Origin of the sequence: Corynebacterium sp. HMSC059E07, from assembly GCF_001814395.1 — a bacterium.
GTDB classification, from domain to species: domain Bacteria; phylum Actinomycetota; class Actinomycetes; order Mycobacteriales; family Mycobacteriaceae; genus Corynebacterium; species Corynebacterium hesseae.
Genome location: NZ_KV816315.1, coordinates 19,667 through 38,061 on the forward strand (window position 1 = coordinate 19,667; position 18,395 = coordinate 38,061).

Genomic DNA, 18,395 nt, shown 5'->3' on the forward strand with positions numbered 1-18,395 from the left:
ATGACACACAACCGGATTTTTGATCAATCCACCAAACTACAAGGCGTTGCCTACGATATTCGCGGCGAGGTTTCCACGGAGGCCGAGCGCATGGAGCTCGACGGGCACAGCATTTTGAAGCTCAACACCGGCAACCCGGCAGTGTTTGGTTTCGATGCGCCGGACGTCATCATGCGCGACATGATTGCGGCGCTGCCGACCTCCCAGGGCTACTCCACATCGAAGGGAATTATCCCGGCGCGTCGCGCGATTGTGACGCGCTATGAGCTGGAGGATTTCCCCAGCTTCGACGTCAATGACGTGTACCTGGGCAACGGCGTCTCCGAACTGATTTCGATGGTCACGCAGGCGCTGCTTGACGACGGCGATGAGGTTCTCATCCCCGCCCCTGACTACCCCCTGTGGACGGCGGCGACGTCGCTGGCGGGTGGCACGCCCGTGCACTATTTGTGCGATGAAGAGGATGATTGGAATCCGTCCATTGAGGATATTCGCGCAAAAGTAACGGAGAAGACCAAGGCAATTGTGGTCATTAATCCGAATAACCCGACGGGTGCTGTGTACTCGCGTGAAACGCTGCAGAAAATCGTTGAGGTAGCACGCGAATACAATCTGCTGATTCTGGCGGATGAGATTTATGACCGCATTCTTTATGACGGTGCGAAGCACATTTCGATTGCCTCCCTGGCGCCGGACTTGCTGACGATCACGTTTAATGGCCTGTCGAAGGCCTACCGCGTGGCCGGCTACCGCGCGGGCTGGATGGTGCTGACGGGCCCGAAGTCCCATGCCCGCGGTTTCATTGAGGGCCTGGATTTGCTGGCGGGCACGCGCCTGTGCCCGAATGTACCGGCGCAGCACGCGATTCAGGTCGCACTTGGTGGGCGGCAGTCGATTTATGAGCTCACCGGTGAGGGTGGTCGCTTGCTCAAGCAGCGCAATATTGCCTACGAGAAGCTCAATGAGATTCCGGGTGTGTCGGTGACGAAGCCGATGGGCGCGCTGTACTGTTTCCCGCGTCTGGATCCGGACGTGTATGAGATTCACGATGACTCGAAGCTCATGCTCGACATCCTGCGCGCCGAAAAAATCCTCATGGTGCAGGGCACCGGCTTTAACTGGCCCACGCCGGATCACTTCCGCGTGGTCACGCTGCCGTGGGCTTCGCAGCTGGAGAACGCGATCGAGCGGCTCGGCAACTTCCTGGTGAGCTACCGCCAGTAGCACTGCACGCTACTGACAACTAGGCTTCCCACGATCGGGCAAGCGTACGGCGCAAAAGCGTGCGCGACCCCTTGCCTCAAGCACTAGCGGTCGGGCGGAGCGGGGCTTCCCGGCTCGGAAGGTGCGGATTTCGGCGGCGCGGCGGGTGTGCGGGTGCTTGGCTCAGTACCGCTGTGGCTTGCTGTGCCGTCACGATGCTCCCGGATGCGCTGGGCTCGCGGCGCGCGATGCGGGTGGGCTGGTTCCCGCGGATCGCGAGGGCCGGCTGGCACCCATTTAATCTTGCCGTTTTCACGCACGATACGGCCACGGCCTGGGAGACCATTGATGGCGTTGTGGTACTTGCACAGCGGAGTGAGGTTCTCGGGGTTCGTTTCGCCGCCGTGTCTCCATTCTGTGATGTGGTGTATCTGGGAATAATCGGCGCCGCACAGGCAGCGATCCCAAGCGCAGGTGGGTTGCTCGCCGCAGGCCATGATGCGCTGCTTCTCCGAGGCGACGCGCTGGGTGCGGTGGAGTTCCACGGGGCCTTTGACGCGGTCAACAATCATGACGAGGCCTTCTTCGGCGAGCTCGCGCTCGATGAGCTCTTTGCCCGTGATCTTGGCGCCGTTGGATAGCTGAATCACGATATCCCCGAGGTCTGGGGCTGCGTTGTCCCGAGACTCGTCGGCGCAGGGCTGGTCCGAAGTAGAAATTGGGGGTATTGGAGCCGCGGAATCGGGGCGCGGAGTGGAGGGATCACCGAGGCGACCCAGGATTGTGGCGTACTCGGGAAGCTCCATGACGGCGAGGGTCTGGGCCACGGGGCGGGCGAGGCGCCCCTCGCGGAACGCGGCGGTGAAGGAACCTACCGGATCGTCTTCATCGAAGTTAGGGCGCAAGTCCTCGATGAGCGCGGCCGGGGCTGTGAGCGTGAGCTTGGACAGCTCCTTACCCCGGCGAATTGTCACGCCCGGCTTCGGCGTGGGCGGCGGGCTGAGCTCGCGAATGCGCTTGCGCGCATAGCGGGCCACGGCCTTCTCATCGCCAGTGATTCCGCACAGCTCAATGCGCAGATCCCACGCCTGGCGCTGTTTCTTCAGCCTTCCCGCGAAGCGTTCAATGAGAAGCAACGTGGGAAGGTCGTGCCCATTGGCACGGGCGGCCGCAACCGCACGCGCCTGTTTGCGGGTGAAGGCGGTGGAGGCAAAGTAGACGTCGAAAAGCGCCAGCAGAGAGCGTGCCGCAGACTCCGGACCCCACGCCCGGAGCTGCTCGAAGCTGAGCCCCGCAACGCCGGCGACAAGCTCGATGCCCGCCGCCTGGCTGCGAAGATGCGCTTCCACAAGGTTCATGCCAGCAACGCTAAACGCCCCACCCGCACCGCACAACGGCGCCGCCGCCAGCCTGTGGATAACTTGTTGATCGCGTCATCATTAGTTTTCTTTTTAATGAAACTCATTCACAATGATAGGCATGACTAACCTGAATCCGTGGCGTACTGGGCTCATCAGTTTTCTTAGCCTCACCGCTCTGATAACGCTTGCGGGTTTGTTTCTACTACGCCCCACCACCCCGCCATCCGAGCACACCAGCCCGGACTTTTCCACCACCTACGCCCTCAATCATCCACAAGTCGAAGGCACCGTCGAGACCGTGGATAACCACCTGTGCTCCGATCCCCACACGGGCCGCGCCTTCGATGAGGCCCCGCTCATCCCCGCCGAGGGCGACGACACCTCCTGCTCCCGCGCCCTCATTGACCTGACCTCCGGCGCAGACGCAGGCCGCAAGACGCAGCTCGTATTCTATGGCGTGGCCAGTGACCCGACCCTCCACCCCGGTGACGAGGTAATTCTGACAGTTTCCAGCGACGGCACCTATGCCTTCGCTGATTTTCAGCGCAATGGAAACCTTGCGTTGTGGGCTATCATCGCGGCCCTTGTCATCGTCGGCTTCGCCGCTTGGCACGGACTGCGCGCATTGGTGGGTCTTGTAATCAGCTTGGCAATCGTCTTCTTCTACCTCATCCCCTCTCTCATTGAGGGCCATTCGGCGCTGCCACTAGCGCTCGTGACCTGCGCGGCCATCCTTTTCCTCGCCGTTCCTCTCGTGCACGGCGTGAACTGGAAATCAGCCTCCGCCCTGGGAGGCGCATTGGTGGCGCTAGCGTTGTCGGGGGCGTTGGGGTGGGCGTCGATAAGCAGCACGGCGCTAACAGGCTCGAGCTCGGAAGATAACCTCAAGTTACTGCTCTACATGCCAGGGGTTTCCGTGGTGGGCGTGCTGCTGTGCGGGTTCATCATCGGCGCGCTCGGCAGCCTCAACGACATCGCGGTGGCGCAGGCCTCCACCGTGCGCGAGCTCCACGCCGCCGACCCCGCAGCCGGGCCCGGCGCGCTTTTCATGTCAGCCATGAAGGTGGGCCGCGACCATATCGCTTCCATGGTGTATACCATCGTGCTGACCTATACCGGCGCGGCCCTGCCCCTGCTCATGCTCATCACGGCGGCGCAGCGCCCAGCCCTGCAGATCCTCTCCAGTGACCTCGTCGCCACGGAGGTTCTGCGCTCCCTGCTGGGCGCGATGGCCTTGACACTTGCGGTACCGCTGACCACCGCGATTGCGGCGTTTACTGTGCCGGAAGGACGCGACCAAGCGCCTCGACGGTCCAGCCAGCCTCGCGCCAAGCATCGACGCTGAGCACGTTGCGCCCATCGATGATGTGGCGGCGGGCCACGAGCTCGCCGGCCTCAGCCGGGTCGAGGTCGCGGAATTCCTGCCACTCAGTAGCGAGGATGACCAGCTCGGTGTCCTTGAGCGCCTCGCTTGCCGACGCCACGTAGTTCAACGTCGGGAACACCTTCTTAGCGTTCTCCATACCTTGCGGGTCATAGACCGTCACGGCGGCTCCTGCTAGGGAAAGCGAACCGGCCACGGAGAGTGCTGGCGAATCGCGGACGTCGTCCGAGTTGGGCTTGAAAGCGCAGCCCAGAACGGTGACGCGGTGGCCGAGGAGGGATCCGTCGAAAGCCTGCTTGGCCAAGTCCACGACGCGATCGCGGCGGCGCATGTTGATGGCGTCGACCTCACGGAGGAAGGTCAGAGCCTGGTCCGCACCCAGCTCGCCGGCGCGCGCCATGAAGGCGCGGATATCCTTGGGCAGGCAGCCGCCGCCGAAGCCCAAGCCCGCACCGAGGAATTTGCGGCCGATGCGTTCGTCGTAGCCGATGGCGTCGGCAAGCTTGACCACGTCCGCACCGGCAATCTCGCAAATTTCAGAGACCGCGTTGATGAAGGAAATCTTGGTGGCCAAAAAGGCGTTGGCGGAGACTTTCACCAGTTCCGCGGTCTGCAGGTCGGTCACGATGAACGGGGTGTTCTGCGCCAGCGGCTTGGCATAGACCTCGCGGGCAACCTCTTCGGCACGACTCTCGGCGAATTCGCCGACGCCGAGGACGATGCGGTCCGGGGTGATGGTGTCCTTGACGGCGTAGCCCTCGCGCAGGAACTCCGGGTTCCACGCAATCTCCACGCTGGTGCCCTCCGGGGCAAGCTCATTGGCCATCTGCTGCAGCTCCGCTGCGGTGCCCACCGGGACGGTGGACTTACCGAAGATGATGTGCTCGCCCTTCAAGCGCGGCACGAGTTCCGAAATGACGGACTTCACGTAGGTCAGGTCCGCCGCATAGGAGCCGTGTGCCTGCGGGGTTCCTACGCCGAGGAAGTGCAGGTTGGCGAATTCCGCGGCGTCGTCATAGCTGGTGGAAAAACCCAGGCGGCCAGACTCGATGTTGCGCTCGAGCACCTCCGGAAGGCCGGGCTCGTAGAACGGCACGCGGCCATTCTTGAGGGCTTCAATCTTGTTTTCATCAACATCTACACCGAGTACCTCGTGGCCGAGCTCCGCCATACAGGCGGCGTGAGTCGCACCTAGGTAGCCGGTACCAATAACAGTCATACGCATAACCGGCTATTTTAGGCGCTGCGCTACCGTCTCGCCCGGCGAGATGCGGATTGTTTAGCGGAAGTTTAGATAGGACTTCGACGGTGTAGGCCCGCGCTGACCCTGATACTTCGACCCCAACGCGCCGGAGCCATACGGGGCCTGCGCCGGCGAGGACATCTGGAAGATGGCCAGCTGGCCCACCTTCATCCCCGGCCACAAGGTAATGGGCAAGTTCGCGGTGTTAGACAGCTCGAGCGTGATGTGTCCGGAGAAACCCGGATCAATGAATCCGGCCGTGGAGTGCGTCAGCAGGCCCAAGCGCCCCAGGGAGGACTTGCCCTCCAAGCGGCCTGCAAGGTTGGCCGGCAGGGTGAACTTCTCCAGCGTTGCACCGAGCACAAATTCACCCGGATGCAGCACGAAGGCATCGCCCTCAGCCACCTCCACCTCGCTGGTGAGGTCCGGCATCTCCTGCTTGGGGTCGATGTGCGTGTAGCGCGAGTTATTAAACACGCGGAAGAACTTGTCTAGGCGCACATCGATGGAGGAAGGCTGAATCATCTCGGCGTCATAAGGCTCAACGCTCAAACGCTCTGAATCATCGGCGGAAATGGCGGCACGGATATCACGATCAGAAAGAAGCACGGCACACAGTCTACCTCCCCACTGGGGTGTTTATGGCCTCGGGCGGCGGCGGTGCTAAGCTTTACAACGATGCACAATCTGCATTGCGCCGACGTAGTTTAGTGGTAGAACATCAGCTTCCCAAGCTGAGAGTGCGGGTTCGATTCCCGTCGTCGGCTCCACGTATTTTCCCAGTTCATGGACTAATTTCATACCTACAGGATGGACCATGACAGCCCCTATCTTCACGCCCAAAACCACAGCGGAGCTTCGCGCTGAACGTGAGCATGTACTTCAAGATCTTGCGCCCCGCACAATCGATGAGCTCCGCGAACAGCGCGCGGTTGATCAAATTTTAGCCATCGACGAGGCCACTCTGAATCGGTATGAAGCCCTGTGCTTCGTTATCGGCGACTAGACAGACACGTTTTCTCTCAGAGCTACATCGTCCCTAGCCTGAGATTCAAAAACTACCCCCACGTCAATACCAGGGCGTGCGGCAACAGACCCCCACACAGGCAGGACACAATGGGCAAGCACGAACCAGCGGAAAACACCGACGCACCCAAGAAAAAGGGCGTCAACCCCAACGCCATCATTGCGTTAATTCTGATCCTCGTCGGCCTCGGCGTCTTGCTCTACCCCGTGGTGGCCACGCAGTGGAACAACCACACCCAATCCCGCGCCGCGGAGGAATACGCCAAGCTGGAGAAGCAAGCCCCGCCTGAGGTCCTGCACACCGCGTGGGACGAGGCACAGACCTACAATGCCCAGCTGGGCCACATCAGTGTGGAAGACGCTTGGACCACCACCGATGACGAAGACTCTCCCGAGTACCAGCACTACCGTCAGTACCTGTCTGTGTTGTCGGAGACCGATGCCATGGGCCGCATCGTTATCCCCTCCATCAATTCTGATCTGCCTATTTATCACGGCACGTCGGAGAAGGCACTCTCCCGCGGCGCTGGCCACCTCTATGGCACAGACCTACCTGTCGGCGGCGTAGGTGATGGCGAGGGCCGGCACGCAGCACTCTCTGCTCACACCGGCCTACAAAACGCCACGCTGTGGGACAATCTCACCAAGGTCAAGAAAGGTGATGCTTTCTATATTGCCGCCGGCGGCGAGAAGCTCAAGTACGAGGTGCACGATATTCGGGTCGTCGAGCCTGCGGACACCAGCTCGCTTCACCGTGAGCCTGGCCAGGACCTCGTTACGCTCATTACGTGCACTCCCTACGGCGTAAATACCCACCGCTTGCTCGTCACAGGCCACCGAGTGCCGATGGATCCGGAAGACGAGGCCGCATTCAACAGCTCGGGTGTTCACTGGCAGTGGTGGATGTGGGCCATCCTGGCTGCCGCTGCCATCATCGTGCTTCTGCTCATCTACTGGTGGCGCAAATATGTCAGCAACGCCAAGGACACCGCGCTTAACGACGACCCGCAAGACTCCTAACCGCCAATAAAACTGCAATAAAGCCCGCCCTTCCCTGGAAGAGCGGGCCTTTTCTAAAAGTCGCCGCAAGCGCTGGTTCTATACCCGGCGACGTCGCAAAGCGAGGCACCCTGCCGCGACAATCGCGGCGCCAGCGAGAGCCCACAGGCCTACGCCCTCACCACCGGTCTTGGGCAGTGCACCCTTGGTGATGTCGGCGACCTGAAGGATGCCGACCTTCTTTACGCAATTGGCAGCAGTGTCGGACTCAGCGCACCTACTACTGGTGATAGCAGTTCCTCCGGAGAGCACCTTGATGACTGCATTGCCATTCTGATCCCACTCCGTCGAGAACTTGATTGGCGCGGGCAGCAGGTTATAGCCGTTCGGCGCCTTGGTCTCGATGAGGTAGTACACGCCAGGGGCATCCAAGCCTTCGAGCTTGACGCGGCCTGTGGTGGTGGTCGTGGACTGCTTCACTACGGGGTTAGCATCAGTATTGACGGTGCCATCCGCGTTGAGCTTCAAGTTGCCGTCAGCGTCACCACGGTGGACGGTGAACTGCGCGCCGTCGAGCAACTCGTCGGTTTGAATCTTGTCCGGCGCGGCTGGATCATAGCTCACCTTTTCAAGCAGGACATCCATCTGCTTGGTCTCCAGCGGGATACAAGAGGTGTCTTTCCAACCGCCCATCTCTGCCTCGTTCATGAGGCCAAAGTTGGGTTCATGTAGGCCATCCTTGGTGTAGCAGCGGGAGTTACCGGCAGGCTGACTCGGGTACCCGGCAGGGACGGATGTGCTATTCAATTTGGTTCGATCCAGCTTGAAGCGCACCGTCACCTCGTAGACGTGCTGCCCGGAGCTTCCATTGACGCCCTTGGGCTTAATGATCTTTGGAGTGTCGTTCTTGTTGAGTTCATACGGACCGGCCCCCTGGTACGACTGCGGCTGGCTGGTCTTGTTGAACTCGTCCTTGAAGACCACAGTGGCCCCAGTAACCGTGGCGGCACCAACGAACTTCGGGGTATCCGTCAGCTTTCCGTAGATCACCTCATTGGTGTCGAAGCCGGGAGCATCCGGGGCGGCTACTACGACGTTGTACTTCGCGGTATATTCATTCGCCGCACCAGGAACAGGTTGCGGTGCACTGTCGACAGCAACCTTGCTGAAGCAGGCTTCAGTAGCAACGTTGTCGCTACCGGCCTCACCATCAGTGGCTTGGAAAGCCACTTTGTTCGGGCTACACACCGTCTTGAGGTTGCCGTATTTATCCGTTCGCACCGGCGCAGAGACGACATACTCTACCTTCGCGTGTCCTGGAAGTGTACCAACATAGCCCTTCATGTATCGGGACTCACCGTCCGCTCCGGACGGGACAGTCATGCCTGCATAAATACCGGCCCCCGGGCCAATCTCGTTAGGCCCTGGATTACGCCCGTTGACGAGTGTGGATCCAGGCCCAAAGCCTTCGAACTTAGCAGTGGGACCGGAAGCATTCACCCCATAGTGAGTATCCGTTGGTAGGTACTCCCAGAACGTGCCTCCCGAGCTGGCGTTAGCTGTGGTGTTTTCCACCGAAATGGTCCAGAAAGTACGGACCTCGCCGTTTACCGCCTTGGTCTCGGAGCGTTGCTTCTTCACTGCAATGTTGGATTGCAGCGCTGGCGGCGGCGGCACCAGATCGGAAGCAGCATCCGTGTTAAATGAAGCAGGCAGGTTGTTCATTATGTTGACCAACTCGAACGTCGGACTTTCGGAGTCCGGGTTACTGATTTTTAGCTCAAAACCCAGCTGATTCGCAGCCGAACTACCCGATCCAAACCCTAGGTTTCCATTGGAATAGGTCCATGCCTTGCCCCACGAGGCGGAGGGGTTGGAGATAGTGCGCCCGTCCAAAGTCTTGATTCCCGTGAGATCCCAGGTCTTGACTGCCCCGGTCTGAGTATCGATGCGTTCAAGAATCAGCTTGTCGCCGGCCTGAGATCTACTCTGGAAGCCCCACATGTACTTCTGGGCTTGAGGGAGCACCGCCCAGTCCTCCGAAAAAGACTGCTGGTTTCCGAACACGCGTTTAGCAGTGACATTATCGACATCGATTCTATAAAGGCGCCGAGTACCAGAGGTAGACGTGTTAGCCACGAAGAAACCCTCGCTGGTATACACGCCCGCGTTAAGCAGATCCCGGTCGCTGCTCGTTTCGAAAGGGGTACCGGTGCTTCCGGACGTAAGGATAGGCCCAAGGTTATGTACCACACCGGTCGCCGGATTAATCTGCAGGAGATGTCCTGCTGGGTAGCAAGGATCACCATTTTCGCCGCGAATCTGGCTCACCGCGTAGAGCCAGTTGTCGCTCGAATTGAATGCTAGAGAGTTATAAACCCATGGGGTCTTCTCGCCTACTTGCCGGTAATCGCGGCCCTGGTCGATCTGCCGGCGCAGGACAGAGGTATCGCGGGTCCGGCCTGCAGGCTCACTGGTCACAACGTAGACAGGGCTACCGTCAGCAAATTCAGCTGGGGTGAGCTCGCGCTTTGGCTGCCTGCTTGTAACCGGATCTTGGCACTCTTCTTTCGCAGGAACAGTGAAGGAAGCTGTAAACACTGTATTGTCTGGCCCGCGGTGAACACCCTTAAACTGAATCTGTGCGGTGCCACCAATAGTAATCTGCGGCAGGATGACTTGGTATTCCTTGGCGCTAATCCTTTTGTAGGTCACCTTCGCCTCATACCAACCTCCGTTGGCACCGGTGTAATAGATCGTCAGGTCATCAGGGTTAGTCGATAAATAACTGTTAACGCTGGATTTGAGGGTAACCACCGTGCCTTGCGGAATGGACAGCTGGCCGCCAAAAAGCTCACCGGACGGAATCTTAAAGTTCGGGATATATCGGCTTCCCTTAAGCACGTATCCATCGTTTACCATCGTGATGGTGCGGTCGCCTGCAGCGTACGGGGTAATGTTCGGCGCCGCCATCAGACGGGCTGGGGCCGCGTCAACGTCAGCAATATCAAGCGGCTCAGTCACCTCCGAAGGGGCTTCTAAGGCTTCGCTGGATTCAGGTGATGACGTGCTGGTAGTCTCCTCGGCTACTCCACGCACGTCGACGGACATCCCGCTCAGTTCGGATTCCTCTGCGACCGCTGGGATCTTCAGTGAGAAAGCTGCCCCTGCTGGCACGTCAGTAGAAAGGCCAGCGATTCGGAAAGTCACTGAAGAACTGGTTGATTTTACAACGAGGTTGTCTCCTTCGCGGACGGGGATCACTTCGCCGTCGATAGTCAGTGTGTAGGCCGAGCCGTCGAACTCCAGTCCTGCAGTCTCAACAGTGAATTCCAACTCCTCCACGGTTCCGGCGTCAACAAAGTGGCCTTCAAATGTTGCGGAGTCGCCAACAGTCAGGCTCAGTTGGTCTGCGGAATCAAGCTCGACACGCAACGCTGTGGTTTGTGCCTCGGCGACAGCGCCAATGAAACCTGGAAGAGCAGCCGGCGCAGCGACGCTAAAAACTAGGGCCAGCACTGCAGCGAACGCCCCTACGACGCGCCAGCGATACGCTACCGGCTCGACCAGATGAGAATCTGTCCAGGACATTACCGTCCCTCGCTTTCTGAATTCTTCCTACGGCTAAAGGCAATCATCACGAAACCAGTGGCAATCAATGCCAACGCTGCGGCTACTACACCGATTACCTGTGCACCGGTCATCGCCAATGAGCCACCATTGCCCGACGGCGTTACTGGGGTTGAGGTCTTACCGGCACTTGGAGTACCCGGCGGCGTTGTCTCGGGTTGGTGAGGTGGCTTCCCTGGTTTAGTCGGTGGATAGTTCGGAGGTGTTTGCGGGGTATCCGGGCGTGACGGCGGAGCGCTCGGAGCAGATGACGACGTGGGTGGCGTCGGCGTTTCACCCGGTTTGTGGGTCTTGGCCACAATCACTCCTGGTACTGGTTTCGGGTTATCTACCACCGTGTGGAATGGAACCGCCACCACAAACGGGTTTATCTCTCGGTAGGAATCATCCGGCGCTGTAGACGTCACCACATAGAAGCCATGAGCTAGACCATCAAACGTCACCTCGCCATTGGCATTGGTGACCAGATCCACGTGCACATCGGTGCGCCAATCACGAACCTCGTCGAGATTCGCGTTCCGTACGCGGGCTGCGTCGTCAGCGTTGGTCGGGTCCAAGCCGGCAAGCCGGTCCAGATGAATTGTGACACCTTGGATTTTTCCCGAGGGCGCCTGGCCATCGTCGTTGGGATTGCCTTGTGTCAGCCGGATTGTCACTGTATCCGTAGCCGAAGTGCGTTCGGCACCAGTGGACTGCTGCCCGGCAACCTGCACCGCTTCTGCAGCAACCACGCCCGGCCCTGCGAACGAAACCGCACACGCTACTCCGACGGAAACCACTCGGGCCGACCAAGTATTTGTCAACCTCTTCATCGCCTTACTCCCGCACGCTACTTTCTTCACCAATAATTTCTTGCGCTCCGGCCGCCTTCTGCCGTCGCAGCCACCACACCAGCCAGCAACCAATGACAATCACCGCAGCCAACAGTGCGTACATCCACCATTGCCAACCCGGGCCGTGGGAGCCTTCAAATACCGACTCCTCCCCCGGCTCCATAGGAACCTGATGGCCACGCACCAGCAAGCGATGCGTGTTGATCCCGTACGGAGTGCACGTAATCAGCGTGACGTAGTCCTGATCGGCGACTGGCCGTAGGCCATCAACTTCACTCGGCAGAACCACTTGAATGCTGTCGACGACGTACTTCAATTTGTGGCCAGCAACCTGGATGTAGAACACATCTCCCTCGGTGGCAGAGTCGAGGTGATCAAACATCGTTGAATTCGCCAGGCCCGTATGCCCCGTGATGACGGAATGAGTTCCTGGTCCGCCTACCGGCAAATCAGAGCCATATAAATGTCCTAGTCCACGCTGCAGTGTCTTATCCGCGGTGCCATGAAACACCGGCAGATCAACGTCTACGGCTGGGAAGACAAGGCGAGCCATCGCTTCGGTCTCACCCAACTGTTCCAGGTAAGCCTCATAATCGGGATTATCCACACCGATACGGTTCAGCCACGGATCCAAGATCGGACCCGAAGTCTGCTCCTCGTTGTACGCATGCGCAGCATCCCATACGGAGTCCTGCACCTGCGCCGGTGTCTCTTTGTCCAGTCGCGCATACTCTTGCGCCACCCGTGAGGCATTCCAGTTGTTCCAGGCGGTCGAGACCACTGGGTACAGCATCACCAACAACCCGACGACAACGATTACCGCCGGAAGAGCTAAGCCTCCACGGCGCCTGTGCCGCCGGCCCATTTCCTGGCCTACCACCGAAGTCAACGACCCGCACCACCCAAAACAATGCCCACGCGCTAGCGCAGCGCGACCGGGATTACAACGAAAGAGAAAGATAGGGACCGGAATCTACGCCTAGTCCAGTCCCCTCATTGGGTCGGGCTGCCTACCTTGGCTACCCGACCCGCAGCGCAGACCACCATGGACAGTCTGCGCCACCGGAACTACGCCCGGCTATTAGTTGCGCGCGGTACGGCGAGCGAACCATGCACCAGCTGCGACGATGGCTGCACCAATAGCGGCCAGGATTCCGACACCGGCACCACCAGTCATCGGCAGGTTCGGGGTGTCCTGCTTGATGTTGTCGATCTCAGACACGAGGGTAATCTTGTCGTCACCGTTGAGCTCACCAGTCTTCGCGATATTCTCGCGGGTGAAGTCAATCTCGGTAACGTTCTTCTCCGGCAGTGCATAACCAGCCGGAGCCTTGGTCTCCTTCAGACAGAACTTCTTGGTTGCCGGAGCAACCTCCTTGCTGTCCTCGAAGTCGGTGACGTGCAGGCCGTCGATTGTAAAGGTACCGTCAGCGCCGGTAGTCCACTTGTTCGCACCGTTTACCCTCAGCGGGTTCTCGAGCTTATCCTGCGCGGAGGCACATCGGTAGAGCTCAAACTCCGCACCCTGCAGGACCTTACCGGCCTCCTTGCCGTCCTTCTTCACAACCTTCAGCTTGCCGTGGTAGGTCACGACCTCGTTGGTCTTGTTCTTGACCTCTTTACCGGTATTCGGGTTGTTGAAGATGACGTCAGCCTGGTTCTTCAGCTCAGTGGTGTCGCCAACCTCCTTGCGCTTGACCTCGAAGGTCAGGGACATCTTGTCGCCGGACTCAACCTTGGTCAGGCCCTGGTCAGTCAGCTTGACGATGAGCTTGTTGCTGTTGTCAGCCGGAGTGTTGACCTCGTAGTCACCGGTTTCCAGAACAGTGTCGCCAGCCTTGACCTCGGTAACCTTCTGGAAGTCCAGGCGCTTATCCAGCTGGTCTTCGAAGCGGAAAGCAGTCAGGCTCTTGCCCTCGCCCCAGGTCGGGGCGTAAGCGTTAATGGTGTAGGTGTAACCATCCTGGATGTGCTTATCTGCATCCTTGACGGTCTTCTCAGTCTTGGTCTCGGTGTTCTTTGGGTAGGCCACGACATTGTAGTTCCACGCATCGGAGGCCTCATTGACCATCGGCACCGACACGATGAACGGAGCACCAGACACGATGCCGGCAGGAGCATCGGTCTCCTCAACGAGGTAGATGCCAAGATCCAGGTTCTCGAAAGCCACCTTGCCGTCGTCACCGGTGGTCGTCTCGAAAGTTTCTTCAGTCTCGTGGCCCTTGGCATCGGCAGCCGTCTTCGGGAACTTAGACCAGTCGCCATTCTGCAGGTCGTAGTTCAGCTTGGTGATCTTGTAGGTCACACCAGCGAGCGGCTCACCCTGTACGCCTTCCATCTCCTGGCCGGTAGCTGCATTACCAGACTCGGCACCCTTCTTCTTGTAGAGGGTGATGGAGCCCTTCTTGGAAAAGTCGATGTTGGCCGGGTTAACGGAGGTGCCCGCGGGAGCCTCAGAAGTGGTAGTCGCCGAAGCATCGGCGGCGGTATCGTCCTGAGCCAGGGCGCCCGGAGCGGAGATCCCCAGGGAGAGGCCTACGACTGCTGCGAAAGTGACCGAACGAGCGGTACGAGAGATCTTGTTCACGGAAACAGGTCCTTTACATGAGTTGTGTAATGAGACACCGCGCCTCATCAGCTGTACGCAATCCACTCCCCACGGTTTACACACCATGGCCCGGCCCATCGCTAAGAATCTTTCACCCACATAGAGCGACGTTCCCAAGAAGGTAAGGCACCTACCCGGGCCCCTAGCCTAAGTAACGGTAGCCTGTGGATTACATAGCTAGACCCTATACCTAGAAGAAGAAATGCGATATCGAACAAATGCCCGCTTCCCATAAAACCAGCTAGCCCTCTCAAGTAATCGCCCCCCCCGCGCAGATAATAATTATATTCGCAGTTAAACTGCGGTATTGGTAGCTGCCATTCCACTTTGAGTGATATCGACCTCACCGCCCCCTTACGGGGGCTCTAGCAGCCTTGCCCAGGCACATTGGTGGCAACTATCTCACTGCGAAACGCTTACCAAGAGCGCCATGCAACCACCAGCACAACCATTAACACTGTCAATATCGCCAGGTAGACGTGAATCTTCATGGGCAACCACTGGGGCGCGGCAAGAAGGTACCTCAGGACAATCCCGAAGCCATATATTTTCTCGGTCTTTAACAAACTCCAGATAGAAAGCTAACATCCCTAGGTTTCTTGGCGGGGCTCTCTAAGAACGATCACCAGTAGTTTTCGCGGCACGAAGGAGCGCCGCATAAGCGCCGTCGCGGGCCAGCAGCTCAGCGTGGGTGCCGCGCTCGGCCACGCGGCCGGCGTCGAGGACGATGATCTGGTCGGCATCGCGGATAGTGGACAGGCGGTGGGCGATGACCAAGCGGGTAGCATCCGCGCCAAGCACTGCCTCCTGGATGGCGCGCTCCGTCTCGTTGTCGAGGGCGGAGGTGGCCTCATCCAAGATGAGCACCCGTGGTTGGCGCAGCAACGTGCGGGCAAGCGAAAGGCGCTGCTGCTCACCGCCGGAGAAGCGGTAGCCGCGCGAGCCCACCACTGTGTCCAGACCTTCCGGCAGCGCGGCGATGACCTCGTCCACGCGCGCGGCGTTAAGCGCCGCCCACATCTGTTCCTCACTCGCATTCGGCTGCGCGAAGAGGAGGTTCTCCCGCACCGTGCCGTGAATCAGGTAGGTCTCCTGGGAGACCACGCCAATGACCTCCGCGCGCTGCTCAGGTGGAATATCGCGCAGGTCGACCCCGCCCAGGTGCACGGTGCCTTCGGTCGGATCGGCAAGGCGCGCAAAAAGTGCGGCCACCGTGGACTTGCCGGACCCGGTATGCCCCACTAGCGCGGTGGTGGTGTGGGCGGGGATGGAAAGGGAGACGTCGGAAAGCGCGTCGGTGTCGGTGCCGGGGTAGCGGTAGGAGACGTTGTGGAGGGTGAGGGAGGCGTCGGCAAGCTGGGCGGGCTGGGTGGTCTCCGTGAGTTCGGGCTCCAAGTCCAGGTACTCGAAGATGCGGCTGAACAGCGCCATCGACGCTACCCACTGCGCGCCCACGTTGAGCAGGCCGGTAATGGGACGGAAGATCTGGGTCTGCAGGGTGGAAAAGGCGATGAGCGTGCCAATCGTAATGCCCGGGCGCAAGCCGGCCGCCAGGTAAATCAGGGCCGGCATCACGCCGAAGATGATTTGCGTCAGCGCCATGCGCCAGCGCCCGGCCAACTGCGATTCCAGCTCCAAACGGATGAGGGAGCGGGAGGTTTTCTCAAAGCCGTCATAGACGCGCTCCTGCGCACCCAGCGTGGCCGCCAGGCGCATGCCGGACACGGACAGGTTCTCCGAAATGGTCTGCTGCAGCGTCGCCTGCGCGCGGCTGTTTTTCTCCATAAGGCTGCGGCGCAGCACGGCGGCGCGGCGGGTGAGCCACACGGCGGGTGGCAGTACCACCAGGGACAAAAGCGAGAGGGTAGGCGAAAGCGCCACCATCGCCACCAACGTAGCCACAGTCATGGTGAGGTTGCTGGCCACGGATGTCGCGGTTGTGGTCACCATGCCGCGCATCGCCGCGATGTCATTGGTCAGGCGGGATTGGATCTCGCCGCCCCGGTTATTGGTAAAGAACTGCAGCGATTGGCGCTGCAGGTTGGCAAAGACCTGCGTGCGCAGCTCGTGCATGATGGTGTGCCCCACCCGCGCGGATAAAAAGGACTGGATAACGCCGATGGCCTGAGAGACCACGGTGATGGCCAGCATGCCGCCCACCAGCCACAACAGCAGTGCGGTGTCGTGGTTGGGAATGGCCTCGTCCACGGTGCGGCGCACCAAGAAAGGCTGCACCACCGTCAGCCCAGACGTCGCGATGATGAGCGCTACCACCACAAGCAGCGTGCCGCGGTGGGCTGCGAAAAGGCCGGCGACGCGACCAAACTTCACTGGGTGCTGGGCCAGCTGATCGACGTCCGCCGGGTCCTTCACCGCGGTGTGCATCGGCCGGGTCATGGCTTAACCGCAGGTAACGATGGGCTGCGGGTCATAGACCGTGGTGGTGGTCTCCCGGGAGATTTCCTTGCCGGAGAGGTCCTTGATCACGCGGGTATCCGAGGTGGTGAAGCCCGGCGTGCCAGACGACGGCGAGCAGTCCTCGCTCACCGACTTGCGCTGCGGCTCGGTCTTGGCCCAGCGGCCGTTGTTGATGGACTCGACCTCAACCGTCTTCACGCCCTTGAAGCGCACGGTGATCTCGTCACCAAAGCTGGTTTCGATGCGCACCGGGTGGTTGGAGGTGTTCTTAAACTGCAGGTCAATTGCGCCTTCGTACACGGTGGCCTCGCGGCCAGCCGGGTAGCGCGAAATGTAATAGGAGTGCGGGGTGTGTGCCACGTCCTCCATGCCGGCGAAGTAGGCCGCGTTGTACAAGGTGGTGGCGAACTGAGAGATGCCGCCGCCCACGGCAGCGCCCGCGTGACCATCGATGATGATGCCGGATTCCACATAGCCCTGCGCGGTACCGCGCGGGCCGGTGTAGCCGTTGAGGGAGAAGGTCTCACCCGGGTTGACCACGGCACCGTTGACCTCCTGGGCCACCAGGCGGATATTGGTGCCGGAGGCCCCGGAGAAACCGCCGGTAGAAAACTCGGACACGGTCTCATCGAAGGTGGCCTTCTCTGCCATTTCCGTGGTGAAGTCTGCGGGGTCCGGCTTGTAATCGGCATCCCATTCGCGGTCGTCCTCGCTGCTCACACGGTCCTCGAAGCCCTCGAGGGTCTTCTCCCAGTCGATGATGGAGCCATCCACCGAGGGCGTGATCTGCTTGTCGTTGCCGCTGAAGGAAATTTTGGCGTTGGTGCCGGGCACCTCGGAGCCTTGCATGCGCTCTTGGAAAAGCTCGCGCGCGCGGTTCTTATCCACCTTGAGGCGTAGCTCGCCATCCTCCGCGGCGATGGAGACGAACTGGGAAATCTCCGGCTTGCGCAAGGTGCCGGTGGTGTTGTTCTCGCCCTTCAGCGTGAGCGGGTTATCCAGCGCGCGGGCGGCATCCCCGGTGCGCATGGCCTCAATCGCCTCATCATTAATCTGAGGCTCCACCACCATCGGCTCGACGTCGACGCCCTCGGGGTCGAGCCAGTGCTTCACGACGCCCTCGTGCAGCACTCCCTCTTCCACCGCCTGGCCAAGCTTGGGTTTGGTCTCTTTGAGGGAGCCGTCGATAAGCTCCAAGTTTCCGTCTTCCGGCTCGATCTTCAGCTCGTTGCCCACGCGCTCGAGTTGGCCGGAGAGCTGGTTCTCATCGATGTCCACAGCCACAGGGATTTCCTGGGTGGGCTTAATGAAGCTGTACAGGCGCGAGAGGGGGTTCAGGGAAGCGTCGGGAATGCCGTCGACGGCTTTCTGATAATTCAGGCTTAGGCCGGAGTCTTGGGGGATAAGCTGCGAGCTTTTCTCCCCGGCGCGGATATCCACGGGCTGGGCCGCGACGTCCCCGAGTTCCTGCTCCAGCTTCTCCACCGCAGCGGTGCGCTCCATGCGGGAGATGTCCACGCCGCCGACCGACGTCGCGCGCGGGACCTTGTGCTGGTTAGCCATGACGTCCCACGCATAGGCGATGCCGGCGATGAGTATCAGGCCGACGAGCACGCCAAGGGTCACCTGGAGCCCCTTGCGTCGCTGTTGGCTGTGTCCGATTGCCTTTTTCACGTGTACGAGATTAACG

General features: G+C 60.1%; 13 protein-coding genes and 1 tRNA gene. 5 read left to right on the forward strand and 9 right to left on the reverse strand.

The window, feature by feature from the left end; all coding sequences use genetic code 11:
* A complete protein-coding gene (locus HMPREF2967_RS07425) occupies positions 1–1,224 on the forward strand; it encodes a pyridoxal phosphate-dependent aminotransferase (protein ID WP_070531971.1) in 1,224 nt (407 codons plus the stop codon).
* Positions 1,225–1,307: 83 nt separating this feature from the next.
* Here HMPREF2967_RS07425 and HMPREF2967_RS07430 read toward each other — a convergent pair whose 3' ends face one another.
* Complete coding sequence (locus tag HMPREF2967_RS07430; protein WP_070685844.1) at positions 1,308–2,561, reverse strand: HNH endonuclease signature motif containing protein; 1,254 nt, start codon at positions 2,559–2,561, stop codon at positions 1,308–1,310.
* A 121-nt stretch (positions 2,562–2,682) separates the two neighbouring features.
* Between HMPREF2967_RS07430 and HMPREF2967_RS07435 the strand changes: the two genes are divergently transcribed.
* A complete protein-coding gene (locus HMPREF2967_RS07435) occupies positions 2,683–3,909 on the forward strand; it encodes a YibE/F family protein (protein WP_070525852.1) in 1,227 nt (408 codons plus the stop codon).
* Here the strand turns inward: HMPREF2967_RS07435 and HMPREF2967_RS07440 are convergent.
* On the reverse strand, positions 3,839–5,167 hold the full coding sequence (locus tag HMPREF2967_RS07440) for a UDP-glucose dehydrogenase family protein (RefSeq protein WP_198531031.1): 1,329 nt from the start codon (positions 5,165–5,167) through the stop codon (positions 3,839–3,841). The genes HMPREF2967_RS07435 and HMPREF2967_RS07440 overlap by 71 nt on opposite strands.
* Before the next feature lie 60 nt (positions 5,168–5,227).
* Positions 5,228–5,800: a dCTP deaminase gene (gene dcd / locus HMPREF2967_RS07445; protein ID WP_070685848.1), complete on the reverse strand. Its 573-nt coding sequence runs from the start codon at positions 5,798–5,800 to the stop codon at positions 5,228–5,230.
* 87 nt (positions 5,801–5,887) lie between these two features.
* On the opposite strand from dcd, the gene HMPREF2967_RS07450 reads away from it, so the two are divergent.
* The 3 genes from HMPREF2967_RS07450 (at position 5,888) to HMPREF2967_RS07460 (ending at position 7,237) form a co-directional block, all read left to right on the forward strand.
* Positions 5,888–5,961, forward strand: a tRNA-Gly gene (locus tag HMPREF2967_RS07450).
* A 47-nt stretch (positions 5,962–6,008) separates the two neighbouring features.
* A complete protein-coding gene (locus tag HMPREF2967_RS07455) occupies positions 6,009–6,197 on the forward strand; it encodes a hypothetical protein (RefSeq protein WP_070448130.1) in 189 nt (62 codons plus the stop codon).
* A gap of 110 nt (positions 6,198–6,307) precedes the next feature.
* A complete protein-coding gene (locus HMPREF2967_RS07460) occupies positions 6,308–7,237 on the forward strand; it encodes a class C sortase (protein ID WP_070685850.1) in 930 nt (309 codons plus the stop codon).
* Positions 7,238–7,315: 78 nt separating this feature from the next.
* On the opposite strand, the gene HMPREF2967_RS07465 is transcribed toward HMPREF2967_RS07460, so the two are convergent.
* The 6 genes from HMPREF2967_RS07465 to HMPREF2967_RS07485 all read right to left on the reverse strand — a co-directional run bounded on the left by HMPREF2967_RS07465 (position 7,316) and on the right by HMPREF2967_RS07485 (position 18,379).
* Entirely contained in the window at positions 7,316–10,807 is a 3,492-nt protein-coding gene (locus tag HMPREF2967_RS07465) for a prealbumin-like fold domain-containing protein (protein ID WP_070685853.1), read from the reverse strand.
* A complete protein-coding gene (locus HMPREF2967_RS12855) occupies positions 10,807–11,577 on the reverse strand; it encodes an isopeptide-forming domain-containing protein (RefSeq protein ID WP_232770728.1) in 771 nt (256 codons plus the stop codon). The genes HMPREF2967_RS07465 and HMPREF2967_RS12855 overlap by 1 nt, the downstream gene beginning before the upstream one ends.
* Positions 11,578–11,662: 85 nt before the next feature.
* Entirely contained in the window at positions 11,663–12,544 is an 882-nt protein-coding gene (locus HMPREF2967_RS07470) for a class C sortase (RefSeq protein ID WP_070432260.1), read from the reverse strand.
* A 216-nt stretch (positions 12,545–12,760) separates the two neighbouring features.
* On the reverse strand, positions 12,761–14,266 hold the full coding sequence (locus HMPREF2967_RS07475; protein ID WP_070455355.1) for a SpaH/EbpB family LPXTG-anchored major pilin: 1,506 nt from the start codon (positions 14,264–14,266) through the stop codon (positions 12,761–12,763).
* 633 nt (positions 14,267–14,899) lie between these two features.
* Positions 14,900–16,684: an ABC transporter ATP-binding protein gene (locus HMPREF2967_RS07480; protein ID WP_070510963.1), complete on the reverse strand. Its 1,785-nt coding sequence runs from the start codon at positions 16,682–16,684 to the stop codon at positions 14,900–14,902.
* Positions 16,685–16,687: 3 nt separating this feature from the next.
* On the reverse strand, positions 16,688–18,379 hold the full coding sequence (locus tag HMPREF2967_RS07485) for a VanW family protein (RefSeq protein ID WP_198531029.1): 1,692 nt from the start codon (positions 18,377–18,379) through the stop codon (positions 16,688–16,690).
* Positions 18,380–18,395: the final 16 nt, after the last annotated feature.

Coding starts and splice junctions, on each gene's coding strand:
- HMPREF2967_RS07425 (WP_070531971.1), top strand. CDS start 1: ATGACACACAACCGGATTTTTGATCAATCCACCAAACTACAAGGCGTT.
- HMPREF2967_RS07430 (WP_070685844.1), bottom strand. CDS start 2,561: ATGAACCTTGTGGAAGCGCATCTTCGCAGCCAGGCGGCGGGCATCGAG.
- HMPREF2967_RS07435 (WP_070525852.1), top strand. CDS start 2,683: ATGACTAACCTGAATCCGTGGCGTACTGGGCTCATCAGTTTTCTTAGC.
- HMPREF2967_RS07440 (WP_198531031.1), bottom strand. CDS start 5,167: ATGACTGTTATTGGTACCGGCTACCTAGGTGCGACTCACGCCGCCTGT.
- HMPREF2967_RS07455 (WP_070448130.1), top strand. CDS start 6,009: ATGACAGCCCCTATCTTCACGCCCAAAACCACAGCGGAGCTTCGCGCT.
- HMPREF2967_RS07460 (WP_070685850.1), top strand. CDS start 6,308: ATGGGCAAGCACGAACCAGCGGAAAACACCGACGCACCCAAGAAAAAG.
- HMPREF2967_RS07465 (WP_070685853.1), bottom strand. CDS start 10,807: ATGTCCTGGACAGATTCTCATCTGGTCGAGCCGGTAGCGTATCGCTGG.
- HMPREF2967_RS07470 (WP_070432260.1), bottom strand. CDS start 12,544: ATGGGCCGGCGGCACAGGCGCCGTGGAGGCTTAGCTCTTCCGGCGGTA.
- HMPREF2967_RS07480 (WP_070510963.1), bottom strand. CDS start 16,684: ATGACCCGGCCGATGCACACCGCGGTGAAGGACCCGGCGGACGTCGAT.